General features: G+C 38.5%; 17 protein-coding genes. 9 read left to right on the plus strand and 8 right to left on the minus strand.

The window, feature by feature from the left end; translation table 11 throughout:
* Positions 1-109 precede the first annotated feature (109 nt).
* The gene (locus M9R32_RS04590; RefSeq protein WP_269925558.1) at positions 110-754 is read right to left on the minus strand and encodes a YkyA family protein; all 645 of its coding nucleotides are present in this window, start codon (positions 752-754) and stop codon (positions 110-112) included.
* A 141-nt stretch (positions 755-895) separates the two neighbouring features.
* Between M9R32_RS04590 and def the strand changes: the two genes are divergently transcribed.
* Positions 896-1,450, plus strand: coding sequence for a peptide deformylase (def, locus tag M9R32_RS04595; RefSeq protein ID WP_269925559.1), 555 nt, complete (start codon positions 896-898; stop codon positions 1,448-1,450).
* Between the two features lie 42 nt (positions 1,451-1,492).
* Here the strand turns inward: def and M9R32_RS04600 are convergent, their stop codons facing one another.
* On the minus strand, positions 1,493-2,263 hold the full coding sequence (locus tag M9R32_RS04600) for a Cof-type HAD-IIB family hydrolase (RefSeq protein ID WP_269925560.1): 771 nt from the start codon (positions 2,261-2,263) through the stop codon (positions 1,493-1,495).
* Between the two features lie 277 nt (positions 2,264-2,540).
* On the opposite strand from M9R32_RS04600, the gene M9R32_RS04605 reads away from it, so the two are divergent.
* Both M9R32_RS04605 and rnjA read left to right on the plus strand, forming a co-directional pair.
* On the plus strand, positions 2,541-2,750 hold the full coding sequence (locus tag M9R32_RS04605) for a DNA-dependent RNA polymerase subunit epsilon (protein ID WP_269925561.1): 210 nt from the start codon (positions 2,541-2,543) through the stop codon (positions 2,748-2,750).
* A gap of 5 nt (positions 2,751-2,755) precedes the next feature.
* Entirely contained in the window at positions 2,756-4,423 is a 1,668-nt protein-coding gene (rnjA, locus tag M9R32_RS04610; protein WP_016427836.1) for a ribonuclease J1, read from the plus strand.
* A 402-nt stretch (positions 4,424-4,825) separates the two neighbouring features.
* Here rnjA and M9R32_RS04615 read toward each other — a convergent pair whose 3' ends face one another.
* From M9R32_RS04615 to M9R32_RS04640, 6 genes are all read right to left on the minus strand, one after another.
* Positions 4,826-5,485 carry a potassium channel family protein gene (locus tag M9R32_RS04615; protein WP_269925562.1) on the minus strand — a complete coding sequence of 220 codons (660 nt, stop codon included), beginning with the start codon at positions 5,483-5,485 and terminating at the stop codon, positions 4,826-4,828.
* 63 nt (positions 5,486-5,548) lie between these two features.
* Positions 5,549-7,363: an ABC transporter ATP-binding protein gene (locus M9R32_RS04620; protein ID WP_269925563.1), complete on the minus strand. Its 1,815-nt coding sequence runs from the start codon at positions 7,361-7,363 to the stop codon at positions 5,549-5,551.
* A gap of 15 nt (positions 7,364-7,378) precedes the next feature.
* Entirely contained in the window at positions 7,379-9,124 is a 1,746-nt protein-coding gene (locus M9R32_RS04625; RefSeq protein ID WP_269925564.1) for an ABC transporter ATP-binding protein, read from the minus strand.
* Positions 9,125-9,368: 244 nt separating this feature from the next.
* Positions 9,369-9,821, minus strand: a complete 453-nt coding sequence (locus M9R32_RS04630; protein WP_269925565.1) for a TlpA family protein disulfide reductase — start codon at positions 9,819-9,821, stop codon at positions 9,369-9,371.
* 123 nt (positions 9,822-9,944) lie between these two features.
* Positions 9,945-10,487 carry a peroxiredoxin gene (locus M9R32_RS04635; RefSeq protein ID WP_269925566.1) on the minus strand — a complete coding sequence of 181 codons (543 nt, stop codon included), beginning with the start codon at positions 10,485-10,487 and terminating at the stop codon, positions 9,945-9,947.
* A 251-nt stretch (positions 10,488-10,738) separates the two neighbouring features.
* Positions 10,739-11,011 carry a hypothetical protein gene (locus M9R32_RS04640; RefSeq protein WP_269925567.1) on the minus strand — a complete coding sequence of 91 codons (273 nt, stop codon included), beginning with the start codon at positions 11,009-11,011 and terminating at the stop codon, positions 10,739-10,741.
* Between the two features lie 69 nt (positions 11,012-11,080).
* Here M9R32_RS04640 and M9R32_RS04645 point away from each other — a divergent pair, with 69 nt between their 5' ends.
* The 6 genes from M9R32_RS04645 to M9R32_RS04670 all read left to right on the plus strand — a co-directional run bounded on the left by M9R32_RS04645 (position 11,081) and on the right by M9R32_RS04670 (position 17,592).
* Positions 11,081-12,532 carry a magnesium transporter CorA family protein gene (locus tag M9R32_RS04645; RefSeq protein ID WP_269925568.1) on the plus strand — a complete coding sequence of 484 codons (1,452 nt, stop codon included), beginning with the start codon at positions 11,081-11,083 and terminating at the stop codon, positions 12,530-12,532.
* A gap of 727 nt (positions 12,533-13,259) precedes the next feature.
* Entirely contained in the window at positions 13,260-13,799 is a 540-nt protein-coding gene (locus tag M9R32_RS04650; protein ID WP_269925569.1) for a helix-turn-helix domain-containing protein, read from the plus strand.
* A 15-nt stretch (positions 13,800-13,814) separates the two neighbouring features.
* Positions 13,815-14,921, plus strand: coding sequence for an ABC transporter ATP-binding protein (locus tag M9R32_RS04655; protein WP_269925570.1), 1,107 nt, complete (start codon positions 13,815-13,817; stop codon positions 14,919-14,921).
* Positions 14,911-15,735, plus strand: a complete 825-nt coding sequence (locus M9R32_RS04660) for an ABC transporter permease (protein WP_269925571.1) — start codon at positions 14,911-14,913, stop codon at positions 15,733-15,735. Before M9R32_RS04655 ends, M9R32_RS04660 begins: the two co-directional genes overlap by 11 nt.
* Positions 15,719-16,522: an ABC transporter permease gene (locus M9R32_RS04665; RefSeq protein ID WP_269925572.1), complete on the plus strand. Its 804-nt coding sequence runs from the start codon at positions 15,719-15,721 to the stop codon at positions 16,520-16,522. The genes M9R32_RS04660 and M9R32_RS04665 overlap by 17 nt, the downstream gene beginning before the upstream one ends.
* The gene (locus M9R32_RS04670; protein WP_269925573.1) at positions 16,519-17,592 is read left to right on the plus strand and encodes an ABC transporter substrate-binding protein; all 1,074 of its coding nucleotides are present in this window, start codon (positions 16,519-16,521) and stop codon (positions 17,590-17,592) included. Before M9R32_RS04665 ends, M9R32_RS04670 begins: the two co-directional genes overlap by 4 nt.
* The last annotated feature ends 47 nt before the right edge of the window (positions 17,593-17,639 follow it).

The raw sequence follows: 17,639 nt of genomic DNA on the forward strand, positions 1-17,639 counted from the left end.
TTCACTTTTCTCGAAACTGTACTAGTACAAATAAACTTCTGTATTATAAAACCTATTTATCTATCACCCTCTCTATCACACAAAAAAACGACCTCAGAGTGAGGTCGTTTTACTTTTCTTCTTGTAAAGAGTCATACACAGACTCTTTCTTTTCATTCAATTCTTTAGTGGCATTATTGAAAGCATTAATAGCTGATTGAACAACTTCGTTTTGTTCATTAACTTTGACAACTTGTTCTTGGAGTTCGGCTTGTTGTGTTTCTTCATTTGTCAGCATTTCATATAATGTACTTTGTAGATCCGTTAACTTTTGATATTCTGCGCTGACTTGGTCATGTGCTTCATATCGCGCATCCATCGCTTCTTGCAAATCGGAAACGGACGATTTGATGTGATCGTCTTTGGCTTCTTCTACTATTTTATCTAAAGAGGATAGTGATTCCTGTGCCTTTTCAATGGAATCATTCTCTTCTTTTAATAGAGTCAATCTTTCAGACAATGACGATTTTAATTCTTCAACTTTTACACTCACTTCTTCTTTTTGTTGTTGAGTAAGCTCCATCGTTTGATTAAAAGTAAGCTGTTCTTTCTTTTCTAATTCAGCCAATTTTGCTTGCGCATCACGATATCCTTGTTCTTCCTCGTAAACTTTTGTTAATGAATCTGATAATTGCTGCTCAGCAGAAGTTCCAATTGAACATGCAGATAATAAAAGTGAAGTAGACAAGACGGTACCAATTACAATTTTTTTCATTTTAATAACCTCCCAAATCTTTTTCTACTATAGACCTTCAAGTGAAAAATTTCAACTTGACTAAAGTAGTCATTTTCATTTGCACGATGGCTTACGTTCGATATACTAATTAAAGAATGAAAGTTGGAAAGGAAGACCACGATGTTTGTTATGAAAGATATTATTCGCGAAGGACATCCGACTTTGCGTAAAAAAGCACAAGAAGTATCATTTCCTCTATCTTCTGAAGATGCAAAACTTGCAGAGGACTTGTTGGATTATGTGAAAAATAGTCAAAATCCAGAAATGGTGGGACGTTATGATTTACGTCCTGGAATCGGAATTGCTGCTCCTCAAGTGAATGTATCAAAGCGTATGTTTGCACTGCACTTACCGGATGATGAATCCAAATTAAGTATAGTTGCCATAAATCCTAAAATAATCAGTCATTCAGTGGAAAAAACGTATATAACGGTTGGTGAAGGTTGTTTATCCGTTGATCGTTCGATAGAAGGATATGTGCCAAGGTATGCACGAATCACCGTCAAAGGCTTCTATCCAGATGGAAGTGAATTTAAGCTCCGATTAAAAGGTTTGCCAGCAATTGCTTTTCAACACGAGTTGGATCATTTAAACGGGATTATGTTCTTTGATCACATCAACCAACAAAATCCTTTTGCTGATATTCCTGATGCTGTTCCATATGAACGAAAATAAAGAAAAGGTTTCCGAAATGTTCGGAAACCTTTTTACTTTTTATTAAATGAGCTTTAAATATCTCATTGCATTTTCTAAACCATCTTCGTCAACATGGTTGGTCACATATTTAGCCCGTTTAAGTGCTTCTTCATGTCCGTTGCCCATACATACGCTATAACCTGCTGCTTCCAACATTTCAATATCATTCAGCCCGTCACCGAATGCAATCGTGTCTTCAATTGCAATATTAAGCTTTTCACACAAGAAGTGTATGGCATTGGCTTTAGATGCGCCTTTTGGCAAAATATCGACAGATACTCGATGCCATCTGACAAACTTCAGAAGCGGAAAATTTTCTTTATAAATCTGTTCTTCTTCTATAGAACAAAACACAAGTGCCTGATAAATACTTTGATTCCGGAAAAAATCATCCTCAATGGCAGGATGCGGGTACTTCAAGCTCCCCATACTCTCTTCCACATGTGGGTGAAATGCCATAGATGAAACCATTTTTTCGGCATTCATATATACAATGGGATGATTGTTGCTATCCGCATAGGCAGATACCGATTTAAGGAGTTCCAGATCGATTTGAGAATGCGATACCACTTCCCCTTTATGGACAATATATTGACCGTTAAAACAAATGTATGAATCAATCTCCAATTCTTTCAGGATACCTTGAATCATGAAAGGTGCTCGTCCAGTAGCGATAAAAACTTCATGGCCATTTTTTCGAGCTTGAAAGACAGCTTCTTTCGCCTTTACCGGTAACTTTTTTTCGGAATCATATAGCGTACCGTCAATATCGAAAAATAATACTTTTTTCAAAATCCTCACCCTTTCTCGTGTCCTTCAGTGTACTAAAGACACGGTTCCTTTACAAAAGTTGCAATTTTCTGTATAATGATGTATGAGGAGTGATTTGCCATGTTAAAGCGTCTAAAAAAGAAATTGTTGAGACGATTGGGCGGCATACTCGGGAAAAAATCGATTGCATAATTTTTTGCCCTGCTATTTATAGTAGGGCTTTTCTTTATTTTAAAAGGCGCTCGTGATAATATAAAGAGAATGAAATTATTTTGAACGTGAAAAAGGAGAGCAAAACATGATTTACAAAGTTTATTACCAAGAAAACGTGCTTGAAGTGCCAGTTCGCGAAAACACAAAAAGCCTTTACATCGAAGCATCCTCTGAACGCGAAGTTCGTTACGCGTTAAAGGACCGCAAGTATAACATCGAATTCGTGCAGCTACTCGAAGGTAACCATTTATCCTACGAACAAGCTAGCGAAAACTACAAAGTGGAGAAAATTTAAACCACATGAAATTTGTTAAGAATGATCAAACAGCGGTTTTCGCACTCGGCGGACTGGGCGAAATCGGCAAAAACACTTATGGAGTTCAATTCCAAGACGAAATAATTTTAATTGATGCAGGTATTAAATTCCCTGAAGATGATTTACTCGGGATTGATTACGTTATTCCTGATTACACGTACCTTGTGAAAAATGTAGACAAGATTAAAGGTCTATTTATTACTCACGGTCACGAAGATCACATCGGCGGTATTCCCTACTTGCTCAAACAATTGAATATCCCAGTATATGGAGGAAAACTTGCACTTGGGTTGTTGAGAAATAAACTCGAAGAACATGGTTTATTGCGTACGACAAAGATGCACGTAATCGCTGAAGAAGACGTGATTAAATTCAGAAAAACTTCGGTGAGTTTCTTCCGTACAACGCACAGTATTCCTGATGCTTACGGAATTGTCGTTAAAACTCCACCAGGTAATGTTGTACATACAGGAGATTTTAAATTTGATTTCACACCAGTTGGTGAACCTGCTAACTTAACGAAAATGGCTGAAATTGGCCGTGATGGCGTGTTGTGTTTACTATCTGATAGTACAAATGCAGAAGTACCCAATTTCACAATGTCGGAACGAAAAGTCGGCGAAAGCTTGTCGGAAATTTTCCGTAAAGTGGATGGTCGTATTATTTTCGCTACTTTTGCATCAAATATTCATCGCTTACAACAAGTTACTGAAGCGGCTGTCCATCACGGACGGAAAATTGCTGTTTTTGGACGAAGCATGGATAATGCGATTACAATTGGGCGCGAGCTAGGATACATTACTGCACCAAAAGAAACATTCGTAGATGCTCAATCATTAAATCGTCTACCTGCGAATGAAGTAATGATTTTATGTACCGGTAGCCAAGGTGAACCTATGGCAGCGTTATCTCGAATTGCAAATGGCACACATCGCCAAATTCAAATTCAACCAGCCGATACAGTTATTTTTTCATCTTCACCAATTCCAGGTAATCGTACAAGCGTTAACCGTACAATCAACTTGCTGTTCCGGGCAGGAGCCGATGTTATCCATGGTTCATTGAATAACATCCATACTTCCGGTCATGGTTCTCAAGAAGAACAAAAATTGATGTTACGTCTGATGAAACCTAAGTTCTTTATGCCGATCCATGGTGAATATCGCATGTTAAAAATGCATACTGAACTAGCAGTAGATTGTGATGTTGAGCCAGAAAACACATTTATTATGGAAAATGGTGATGTTTTGGCACTTAGCCAAAACCAAGCAGCTGTTGCTGGTCGCATTCCTTCAGGTGATGTGTATATTGATGGTAGCGGCATCGGAGATATCGGAAATATCGTTTTACGTGATCGCCGAATTCTTTCCGAAGAAGGTTTAGTCATTGTTGTTGTAAGTACAGACCAAGAACGTCAGAAGATTGTTTCAGGTCCTGACATCATTTCTCGTGGTTTCGTTTACATGCGTGAATCAGGTGCGATGATTAATGAAGCGCAACATATGTTAAATCGTCACTTACAAAAAACAATTCAATCCAAGGCAACTCCTTGGTCAGAATTAAAAAACGAAATTACAGACGTCTTGGGACCGTATTTATACGAAAAAACAAAACGTCGTCCAATGATTCTACCAATTATCATGGAAGTTTAATGCCATACAAAAAGCTGTGCGACCGACACGTAATGTGTCGGTTGCACAGCTTTTATTTTTGCATTTATGAATGATCCGCTTTATGGCCTGCTTCACTTTTCTTTATGTCTAGCTCCGCAGGCCAAACCGCACCTAAGCTTGGGCTCACAGGATGTGAGTCATGAAGGCGTTGTGATACGATGTCACGCTTTTAGCCTTCCTTCCTTAACTCATGCGGAAACAAGTTTCCGAATCGTTTCCTCCAGCGCCGGCGTCGGTCTAGCGTGGCCTGCTCCGCTTTTCTTTATGTCTAGCTCCGCAGACCAGACCGCACCTAAGCTTCAGAAACTCATGCGGAAACAAGTTTCCGAATCGTTTCTTCCAGCGCCGGCGTCGGTCTAGTGTGGCCTGCTCCGCTTTTCTTTAATGCATAGCTTTTTTTTCGAAGCGGATAATATCTGCGTCTGCACCGATGACAATCAGGACGTCATTGATTTGGATTTCTTCATCTGCTTGTGGAGAAACAAGAATGTCTGCTCCCCGCTTAATTGCAACGATGTTTATTCCATACTTCGCACGGATATCTAAATCGATTAATGTAGAGCCAGCCAATATTTCATTCGCTTTTATCTCCATAATTGAATGTTCATCCGATAACTCTAAATAATCCAGTACATTATTTGTCATGATGTTGTTGGCAATACGGATACCCATATCGCGTTCTGGATGGACAACTTGATCGGCACCAATTTTACGTAACACTTTTTCATGATAGTCATTTTGCGCTTTAACGGTAATTTTATTGACACCAATTTCTTTCAACATCAAAGTTGTTAGAATGCTAGATTGAATGTCCTCACCAATCGCTACGATTACATGTTCAAAATTACGAATCCCTAGTGATTTCAAAACAGACTCATCTGTCGTATCAGCAACGATTGCTTGAGTTGCAATTGATGCAAATTCATCGACACGATCAGCAAACTTATCGATTGCCATAACGTCTGCACCTTGTTCAATCAGTTCTCTTACAATACTTCCTCCAAATCGACCTAACCCTATAACTACGAATTCTTTCTTCATCTTTCAACCTCCGTTGCGGAACGAATGGACATAGTGTATCACAACTTTAATTGACGCTCAAATTCAATTTAGGGCTTCTCCAAATTGGGACATGACCAACTGGTGATAATGACCACGGTCTTTCATTAAAGAATCATGATCGCCAGATTCAAGAACACGTCCTTGTTCCAACACAATAATCTGATTCGCTTCACGGATAGTCGAGAGTCGGTGAGCAATCATTATGGCCGTCCGATTCTTAAGAAGTGTACGCAACGCCTGTTGAATTTGCAGTTCAGTTTCCGTATCAATCGAAGCTGTCGCTTCATCCAAAATGATAATTCTAGGATTTGCAAGCAATGCTCGTGCAAAAGATAATAGTTGACGTTCACCAACAGATAAAATGTTTCCGCGCTCTTCCACTTCTGTATCGTAGCCATTCGATAAACGTTCGATAAAACGATTGGCCCCCACAGCTTCTGCGGCTTTCATAACTTCTTCATCTGTTGCATGAGGATTACCGAAGCGAATATTATCCATGATCGTACCAGAGAAAATAAACGTTTCCTGAAGGACGATGCTGATTTGTTCACGTAATGCACTTAATGACAAATCGCGGATATCCATTCCATCCATTTTCACTACTCCGTCTGTCGGATCGTAAAAACGCGATACAAGGTTAGCAATTGTTGTTTTACCAGAACCTGTGTGACCAACCAGGGCAACCGTTTCCCCTGCCTTCATATCAAGTGAAATCCCTTTTAATGCTAAGCGATCTTTTTCATAACCAAATTGAACATTTTCAAATTCAATATGTCCTTGCAATTGATTGATTTTGGTTGGGTTAGCTTTTTCATGCACTAACGGCTGCTCATCCAAGAATTCAAATATGCGTTCAGAAGATGCCATTCCCATTAGTAATTGGTTATAAATCTGTCCTAAACGTGAAATTGGCTCCCAGAACATGCCTAGGTAAAAGGCAAATGCGACGAATGCGCCAAGATCAAGCTGGTTATTTTGAATTAAATACGCACCGTACAAAATTAAAACAACTGAACCAACCGCATTCGTCATTTCTACGAATGGTCGGAACATGGAGTTCTTTTTAGTGGCAACACGCCATGATTCAAAGCTTTCTTCGTTTATTCCATTAAAGAAAGCCATATTTTCATTTTCCTGAGTAAATGATTGAGTGATTCGCATACCTTGAATACTTTCATTCAAATGGGCATTGATTTTTGCTTGTTTCATCCTGACATCTTGCCATGAACGACGAATGTTTTTACGTAAAGTCGTTGAGATGAAGAACATTAACGGCAAAATAACAAGTACCGCTAAAGCGAGTGGTGGACTGAGTGTGAACAGGATGATTAGAACCCCTGCTAGAAGCAGTAAATCCATCAGCAAATTTATAACCCCGTTCGTAAACAACTCTTGCAAAGAGTTAATATCATTCATAATTCTGACGAGAATGGAACCGGCAGACCGTTGATCAAAAAATCGATGTGAAAGCCATTGAACATGTGTAAATAAATGCTTACGCAAATCGTATATCACATTTTGACCGAGCTCATTCATCCATCGTATTCGGTACCGGTTGGCAATCGTGTTGACAATATATAAACCGGCAATAGAGGTGACAACCACCCAAAGCATCTGTGCATCTTTGTTTTCCAATGCTTGATTAATGGCATACTCACCTATCAGAATAGGGATGATTAATCTGATGAGTGTTGTGATTGTGACGGCGATAAAAGCTTTTGGTAATAGCGTTTTTGAATAAGGTTTTACGTACGTAAATAGCCGAGCAAGTTGGGACCAGTTAAACGGTGCATCAATTACATCATCCGAAGAGTAGCGGAATCGTTTTAATACACTGGGATTGATTTGTTTAGTCATTATGATTCCGCCTTTCTATGCGTAAATATTTTCTAGTTGGTCTTTGTATTGAATTTCATAAATTCGTTTATACAATCCTTGTTGATTAATCAATTGATTATGTGTACCACGCTGAACAATCTTCCCATGCTCAAACACAATTAGTTCGTCTGCATGTTTTACCGAAGAAATTCGGTGAGCAATGATGAACGTCGTACGGCCTTTCATCACTTCTTCCAATGCTTGCTGAATGTGCAGCTCCGTTTTCATATCAACAGCACTAGTCGCATCGTCCAATACTAAAATGGCAGGATTTTGGCATAAGGCACGAGCAATTGCAATTCGTTGTTTTTGTCCGCCCGATAAACCAAGTCCCCGCTCCCCTAACATCGTGTCATACGTATCAGGTAGTTCCATGATAAATTCATGTGCATTGGCACGTTTCGCCGCATCGATGATTTCTTCCATCGTTGCATCGGGACGGCCATATGAAATATTGGCTTTAATCGATGAAGAAAATAAAAATGATTCCTGAAGAACAAAGCCAATGTTAGATCGTAGTGAAGTGAGAGAGTACTCATCGACAGCAATGCCATCTACTTTCACTGTCCCTATTGTCGGTTCATAAAAACGCGTTAACAGTTGAGTTAAACTTGTTTTACCTGAACCAGTAGCTCCTATTAGACCTACACGTTTACCAGCTTCTACCGTCAAATTCACGTCATCAAGAGCCAATTGATCTTCTTTACGATATTGAAGCGTCACATTTTCAAAGACTACATGTCCTTTCATATTAGAGCCATCCACTGCATCGACTTTTGATTGAATCGGTTCAGGTGCTTCTAGTACTTCAAGTAACCGTTCACCTGATGCTTTAGACTGGGAAAATAAATTGACCGTAAAGCCTAAGTTCATGATTGGAAAAATGATATAGCCAAGCAAGCTGTAAAATGCCACGAGACGTCCAACGCTTAATTGACCATCCATTACGAGGAATCCACCATAGCCGAATAAAAAGACTACGCTGATATTGCCGAGGAATTCCATCACCGGGAAGTACTTTGCCCAGATTTCAGTAGTAAATAAATAACGATCTTTATAATCACCATTTGAATTGTTGAATTTATTAATTTGGAACGATTCACGGGAAAGTGACTTAACTGTATGAATCCCGCTTATGTTTTCTTGAACATTGGTATTTAATTTACCGAAGGATTTACGGATGTCCCGGAATGCCGGATGCACCAGTTTATCGAATCGCAGTACTGCAATGACCAATAAAGGCATGGCAGCCATCGACACAAATGTTAATGATACGGAATAGTAAAACATGACACAAAGAGAAACGGATACTAGAAATACCAGACGGAACAACTCAACGAATCCGAACGATAAGAAGAATCTGAACCCTTCGACGTCTGCAGTCAGTCGTGACATTAAATCCCCTGTTTTTGCATTGTCATAATAAGAAAATGGCAGTCGTTGCAATTTTGAATATAACGCATTTCGTAATTCATAGACCGAGCGAATACCGAACATATCACCCGTGTATTGCCCAATATACGTCGCAATTCCTTTGATAATCATAAGACCCATAAAAATCCCAGCAAGTTTCCAAGCTAAATCGTATTGCTCTCCCTTAATAACACGGTCAATCGTCTGTTGCAAAATGATTGGATAAGCAACTGTAATTAACAACGTGATTAAGAGCATGAACAAGGACCAAAAGAATAAATGTTTATTTGGCCAGTAGTATTCTTTCAGTTTTTTAAAAATTCCCAAGCTATTTCCCCCTAATTCGAAAGACATAGTATTTAATATATCGGATTCCGAAATAAATGACTACCCCCTTTTGACTGATATTTTACATAAATTGAAATTTTCATTTTTATCTTCTGTTATTTCACTTCAATCAAATTTTCATAGACAACAAAAAAAGTGCCCCAACATGAAAGAATGACAGAGAACTTTATTTCTCTGAATTCCATCATGTAAAGCACTTTTTCTTCTCATAATTTAAAATGTCTTAAGAGTTACGAATTTCATCTAACACACGGTTAACACGTTTTTCAAGCATCTTCATTCCACTGCCACCCGCCTGGAAGTGACGAAGTTGACCTTCTTTATCAAAAACGTAATATGCAGGAACATACTGATTATCGAAAGCATCAGTCAATTTCATATCGTTGTCCACATAAATCGGCTGTGTAATATCATGTTCTGCGGCGCTTTTCTTAATTTCTGACAGATCCATGTCTTTCTCTGAACGTGGCATATGGACAGCTACTACATTTAGTTCATTCTTATATTGATCACGGAATGCATTTATTTCCGGCATTGCTTCTTTACAAAGACCACAACTAACAGACCAAAAATGAATGAGTGTTGGTTTTTTGCCAATCAATTCTCTTTTTGCAACTTCTCCATTTAGCCATGCAGTTGCGCCTGACAAATCAGGCATAGGTGAACGTAATTTCATTGTTTTTCCTCCTCAATGATACATGTAAAAAATCCCCACTGCGTATCGTATGCGTGGGGAATTTTGGTGTCTAATTAATAAAACACATGAAACAAGGTCTAATTGTAAACCTCTTTCAATTAATTAAAGAGTTTTTTGACCTGGACGCCAGTTTGCTGGGCAAAGACCACCAGTTTGAAGAGCTTGTAATACGCGAAGAGTTTCATCAACATCACGGCCAATATTATTGTGGAACACTGTTTGGTATTGCATTTCGCCTTCAGGGTTGACGATGAATAAACCACGAAGAGCAATTCCCTCTTCTTCAATTAATACACCATATTCACGTGATACTACATGGTTTGTATCTGCAGCCAATGGGTATTTCAATTCACCTAAACCATTGTCTTGACGAGCTGTGTTAATCCAAGCCAAGTGAGTGTGGATTGTATCTGTAGAAACACCGATAATTTCAGCGTCTAAATCTTCAAATTCATCATAGCGATCTGACATTGCAGTGATTTCAGTTGGACATACAAAAGTGAAATCCATTGGATAAAAGAACAACACTGTCCATTTATCGTTTTTCATGTTTTCTTCCAAGCTTACTTTACCGAAAGACTTATCTGCCAGCACTGCGTCCATTGAGAAACGGGGTGCTTGTTTACCTACCATACGTTCAGTCATGTGAAAACCTCCAAGAAGTTATTTATCTGCTAACGAATTGTATTCGTTATTAGCACAATTTAAAGAATAACAAAGTCCGTACTGCAAATCAATTCATCAGCTTTCAACTAGCAGAAGGAAAAATTTTTACGTCTAATTCGTGTCGAATGTTTAGTATGCTCATCTAGAGGTAAACTATTCAAGCGAGAAAAGTAGAAACAATATCATGATGTTTTTTTATAAACCAAAATAAAAAAAGACCTTCAACAACCTTATGTTAAAGGGCGTTTAGGTCTCAATTCACAATACTCACATGTTGGATCTGTGCAAGCTTCTTCTCGCCAAGCATTGCATGGCTCACAGTAACAAGCGTCGTATTCCTCATGATAGGATAAAACTTCAAAACAATCATTACAATAATCACTAATTTCGTCATCGGCAATGACACGGTTTTTCACCAAAAGAAAAGTGCCTTCAATTTGTTTTTGTGATTTTTTATGTTGTCGTACTTTAGGATCCAAAAATAACATCATGGTTCTTCCCATAACCGTCACTCCTTCCGAGTTTCATGGTAACATATATATATGAAAGAAAAAATAGTGGAGGTCTTGAAAATGGATTCAACTGCAAAAATACATCCTCTAACTTTGGATCAGGCTTACATGTCTTTTCTTTTTCCATTTTCATTCCATGAAAAAGAACGTGAAAACCTAGCTGATCATTTACGAAAAAATCACTTTACGTTTTTTTCATTAGATCAAAAAGATTTACAGCGTGGATTTTATGGTGAAGATATAGAAGTTAAGCATGAAGAATTGGATCAATACTTTTTACCATTCCTGGAACGAAAATTATTTCCCCAACGTACCGATCAACAAGGGTTTCTCCGCTTTTCCAAACGCGTCAATGAATCCTTTACTCTGGAAGTTCATGAAACCTCTTTTTCTTTTTTGGTTAACAGTATTGATGTCATGATTTGCCCATTTGGCATTGGCATAATAACAATCCGGACTGAAATGGACGAAGAACAAGAAAAATTATCTGAAGTGCTCGATTTTATGAATCATTTTCGGGTGCTAGAACCAAAACTCGATGAAGAAAAAGGAGCCACTATACGAAAAGATGATCGGGAATTCAATACAACGAATGAATTTGTATTTGGCTATCTCTGTCCTTCTCTCAAAGCTTACATCGTTCATGATGATAAACGGGCAGGCTATTTCGGCAGCCTTCCTTTCTTCGAAGACGAACGTATGCTATCTTCAGGTTTTTTCATTGCTGACGGTGAACATCCGATTAGTGGAGACCAGTTATACCGAATGGGTCAATTGGATGGAAAGAATCCGGAAGGACGCCCCTTCATGTCTAGTACGAATGCTGAGTACATCGAGCGCTATGTGCAAAATCATGTGCATGACCGTTGGGCACCCGATTCATATACAGTTACTTCCGACCATACCCAAATTACCGTTTCCATAAAATCACGTGAACAATTGGCGAGACCCCTTTCGCAATTCATGGGAACGCATCATTATAATTTATTGCTTCATTACTTCTACAAAATCATGTTATTGCGTATGTCATTCGAGTATAGCGAGATCCAATGGGAACAGGATGAAGATTATGTGGAAGAACTAATCGAATTAATTTCTAAGTTCTCCTCCAGATATTATTTTGGGGAAGTTTCTTCTCGTACTGAAGGAAAAGAGTTAACTAAAACATATCGAGATACGTTTCATTTGAATTCACTCTATGAAGAAGTTAAACAGACATTGCATGAGCTTTACCGCGCTCAAGAGAATCAGTCAAATAAACGGCATAATATGTTGCTATTTATGCTAACCGTCTTTACAGTAGTATCCGGTATTTATGGAATGAATCTGGTCATTGAAGATTGGAAAGGCAAAACTGATTGGTCCAAAGTGCCTAGCTATTCATTTTTTGAATGGATTTCACTAATTACCGCACTAACCGGCATTTCTCTTTCAGTAATTTTATTACTAACAACTGGCGGCAAAGGACTATGGAAGAAATTCCGAAAATGGAAACGTGATCAATATAGATAAATTTAAGAGTATATAAAATCGTATTCGTATTTAATGCACTCGGTCAAAAAAGAAGGTGGTCGGCTATTTCTTTCGCTTTCCGCGGACGAAACGCAAGCCTCGGGCCAACAGGATGTTGGTCACGGTGCGTTGCCACACGATGTGGCGCTCTAGCCTCCGTTCCTTTGTCTTAGCTCCTGCGGTTACTCGTCGCAAACGAATTGCGCACAATTCGTTGCCTGCGGGGTCTTGCATGTTCCGTTTTTTCCGCAGGAGTCTTCAGAAATAGCCGACCACTTTCCTACTTATATATTTTTAGAAAAACGTGATAATAGTGCCTTTCTATTGATTGGAGTAGAGACGGCGAAAACAAGACTGCTCCTGCGGTTACTCGTCGCAAAGAAATTGGCAAACCAATTTCTTTTCAGCGGGAATAGCACGAGCTGAAGGCCCCGCAAGAACGTAGTGATGAGGAGACTGAGGCCGTGCCCGCGAAACGCGTCCGCCGCAACGGAAATCAGCATTTCTTTCATTGGTTATTCTATTGTGTGTCTATAATCTGAAATCTCATCTTTTTAAGATGGGATTTTTTTAGTTGTTAAGTATTTCTTCTTAACTAAAATAAAACTCTTGCAAAATTTGGTGGAATTTGTATAATAAAAGACGTTTATAGTAAACTTAAAGTATTGTGATAGTAAACTTCAGAAAAAAATTTGTTTTTAATCACACCTGGGAGGAGCACCTCTTTATGCAAATAGGAAACAAAATCAAAAGCTTACGCATTAAGAAAGGGTTAACTCAGGAAGAATTAGGCGAACGTACTGATTTGACGAAAGGCTACATTTCGCAATTGGAACGAAATTTGAATTCCCCATCCATTGAAACTCTTTTTTCTTTACTTGAAGTGCTTGGAACAAAACCGAAAGATTTTTTTGACGATGAAAAAAATCAAAGAGTCGTTTATTTGGAAGATGACCAGACCGTTTTTAGTGACGATGAAAAGAAGTACCAAATCCGCTGGCTAGTTCCCGAATCAAACGACAAAGAAATGGAACCAGTTCTAGTGAAATTTTTAAATTCGGGAGAATTTAAGCAATTCGAGCCTTCATTATCCGAAACATTTATGTATGTCTTAACCGGCAAAGTAAGACTCATTCTTGGAACTCATGAGTATTTCGCTAAGGAAGGCCAATCCCTTTACTTTGAAGCTTCAGACCATCACCAATTGACGAATCATCATAACGGTGAAACCGAAGTTTTGATTGTTGCTACACATTCTTATTTATAATTCAGGAGGTCAATCATGACAGACAATACCATTATCCGCTTTGAAAACGTCACAAAATCTTATGATAGCGCGACACCTGTGTTAAACAATGTGAGTTTTGAAATTGAACGTGGGAAATTTTACACATTACTTGGTCCATCCGGTTGTGGTAAAACCACAATTCTTCGTTTGATTGCCGGTTTCATGGAACCTACAAGTGGTGACATTTATTTTAATGGCAACAAAATTAATCATGTACCAGCAAATGAACGTCAAGTTAATACGGTTTTCCAGGACTATGCCCTCTTCCCTCATTTGAATGTTTTTGAGAACATTGCCTTTGGTTTGCGAATCAAAAAGTTAAAAAAAGAAGAGATTACTCGCAGAGTTTTGGAAGCACTTAAGTTTGTCAATTTAGAAGGATACGAGAACCGTGAAATTGTCGAAATGTCCGGCGGTCAAAAACAACGTGTGGCTATTGCGCGCGCGATTGTAAACGACCCAGAAGTAATCTTGCTTGATGAACCATTATCGGCACTTGACCTTAAATTAAGAACCGAAATGCAATATGAACTCCGTGAATTACAACAACGACTTGGCAAAACCTTTATCTTCGTAACACACGATCAAGAAGAAGCATTGGCAATGTCCGATGAAATTTTTGTTATGAATGCCGGAGTCATTCAGCAAAGTGGCACACCAATGGATATTTATGATGAACCAATCAATAGATTCGTTGCAGATTTCATTGGAGAATCCAATATTGTTCCTGGAGTGATGATTGCCGATTATCGAGTACAATTTGGCGGAAAAGATTTTGAATGTGCGGATAAGGGATTATCTCCGAACGAAAAAGTAGATATTGTCATCCGTCCGGAAGACTTGGAAATTACGACTGTCGACCGAGGCAAAATGACGGTCAAAGTAGACACGCAACTATTCCGCGGTGTTCATTATGAATTATCGACTTTTGATAAAGATGGAAATGAATGGCTAGTCCATTCAACGAAAAAGGCTGCAGTCGGGGAAGAAATCGGTTTGGATTTTGACCCAGAAGCGATTCATGTCATGCGCTTGAATGAAACCGAAGAAGAGTTTGACAAGCGTCTGGAATCGTATGGAGAAGAGAACCATGCAAAATAACACAAACCGATCTTATTATTTAGTCCCTTATTTCGGATGGATGATGCTCTTTGTTATTGCACCACTCGTTCTTGTTATTTATTTTTCTCTGTTTGACCTACATGGTAATTTTTCATTCATCAACTATCAGAATTTCTTTACTTCCGTTTATTTAAAATTGACCTTGAGTTCATTTTGGTATGCTTTCCTTATTACTGCTTTCACTTTAGCCATTGCATACCCTACAGCTTACTGGTTGACGAAAACAAAACATAAGCAATTATGGTTATTGCTTATTATCATTCCATCATGGATTAACTTATTGCTAAAAACATATGCGTTTATTGGTATTTTTGGTGTAAAAGGTCCTTTAAACAAACTGTTTGAGTCGATGGGAATCGGCACTCAACAAATTCTCTACACCGATTTCAGTTTCATTTTCGTTTCCGTCTATATTTTTATTCCATTTATGATATTACCGATTTTTAATTCTCTCGATAAAATGAATCCAACACTGATTGATGCTGCACGTGATTTAGGCTCATCTACATGGACCACATTTACGAAAGTAATTTTTCCTTTGACAATTAATGGAGTAAAATCTGGCATACAGGCCGTATTTATTCCTTCCCTATCACTATTCATGATTACAAGACTAATTGCAGGTAACAAAGTTATTACGTTAGGGACCGCAATTGAACAACAATTCTTAGTGACTCGGAACTGGGGTATGGGTTCGACCATTGCTGTATTCTTGATAATGTTTATGGTTATTATCATGATTCTGACTGGCCAAAAAGATAAGGGGGCACTCTCAAATGAACAGATCAAGTAAATTATCAAAAGTTTATTTAGCCCTTGTTTTTATCATTTTGTACACACCTATTTTTTATTTGATTTTTTACTCATTCAACAGTGGTGGTACAATGTCCAGTTTCAAGTCATTTTCTTTAGAACACTATAAAGCCGTTTTTGCGGATACAAGACTTATCATGATTCTGATTAATACAATCATCATCGCATTATTGTCAGCCCTCATATCCACGGCAATTGGCGTGATTGGGGCAATCGGTATCGTTTATTTAAAAAACCGAAAATCGCGCAATGCACTATTATCATTAAACAATGTTTTGATTGTAAGCCCAGACGTAATCATCGGTGCATCTTTCTTAATACTATTTACAATGGTTGGCGTGAAATTGGGCTTTGCTTCTGTATTGATTTCACATATCGCTTTTAGCGTACCAATCGTCGTTATTATGGTTTTACCGAAATTACAGGAAATGAGCAGTACTTTAATTGATGCAGCTCTAGATTTAGGCGCTTCCAAACGCGAAGTCCTTAGCCGTGTAATCATTCCGTATATTAAACCAGGGATATTCGCAGGTTTCTTTTTAGCCTTAACCTATTCTTTGGATGATTTTGCGGTCACCTTTTTTGTAACAGGAAATGGGTTTACTACCTTATCTGTTGAAATTTATTCAATGGCACGTGCAGGCATCACACTTACCATTAATGCATTATCGGGTCTTTTGTTCATCGTCACTCTATTATTAGTTCTTGGTTATTACTTCGTGACGAATCGCACGAAAAACCCGCTTAGAACGGGGGTACCGAAATGAAAGAGATCATTCGTGCGGCAGTAGCAATACTGATTATTTGTGGAGTTTTATTCTATGTAAATAATCAGTTGGACAAATCTTCTGGAAGATCAGGCAGCGACACAATCAGTGTTTACAATTGGGGAGAATACATTGACCCCGAGCTTGTCGAGCGGTTTGAAGAAGAAACAGGAATCACCGTTGTTTATGAAACTTTTGATTCAAATGAAGCAATGATGACAAAAATTGAGCAAGGCGGAACCTCATATGATGTGGCAATGCCCTCTGAATATGCGATTGAAAAAATGAAAGAGAACGATTTATTAATTCCGATTGATCATAGCAAAGTCCCTAACTTATCTAACATAGACCCCTACTTCCTGGACTTGCCTTTTGATCCAGGCAATGAATATTCCATTCCTTATTTTTGGGGTACGGTTGGAATCGCCTTTAATCCTAAACTGTTGGATGGACAAACATTTGAAAGCTGGGAAGATTTGTGGGACCCTTCTTTAAAGCAGGAAGTCATTTTAGTTGATGGTGCACGAGAAGTCATGGGTATGGGATTAAATACTCTCGGATATTCGCTCAATACAAAAGATGAACAACAACTGCAGGAAGCTACTGATAAATTAAAAACACTCTCACCTAATATTAAAGCCATTATTGGGGATGAAATAGTGGAAACGATGCGACGCAGTGAAGCTGCTGTTGCCCTCGTCTGGTCAGGACAGGCTGCAGATATTATGTATGTTAACGAAGACATAGATTATGCAGTGCCAAAAGAAGGCTCAAACTTATGGTTTGATAATATGATTATTCCTAAAACGGCAGCGAACGTTGAAGGGGCTCATAAATTCATCAACTTTATGCTCGATCCCGAAGTAGCTGCACAAAATGCAGATTATGTTGGGTACTCGACACCGAATGAACAGGCGATTGAATTAATGGATCCTGAAGTAACTGGCGATGAGCGTTTTTACCCGACGGAAGAAATGCGGGAACGTCTTGAAGTCTATAAGAATCTCGGCTTGGAAACCCTCGGAAAATACAATGAGTTATTCCTGGAATTCAAAATGGATGCCCAGTAATGAACTGTTACTTTCCTTTTCAAAGAATTATCAAAAAACCTGTCCGC

The sequence above is a fragment of the Paenisporosarcina quisquiliarum genome, from assembly GCF_027563315.1.
Taxonomy (GTDB): domain Bacteria; phylum Bacillota; class Bacilli; order Bacillales_A; family Planococcaceae; genus Paenisporosarcina; species Paenisporosarcina quisquiliarum.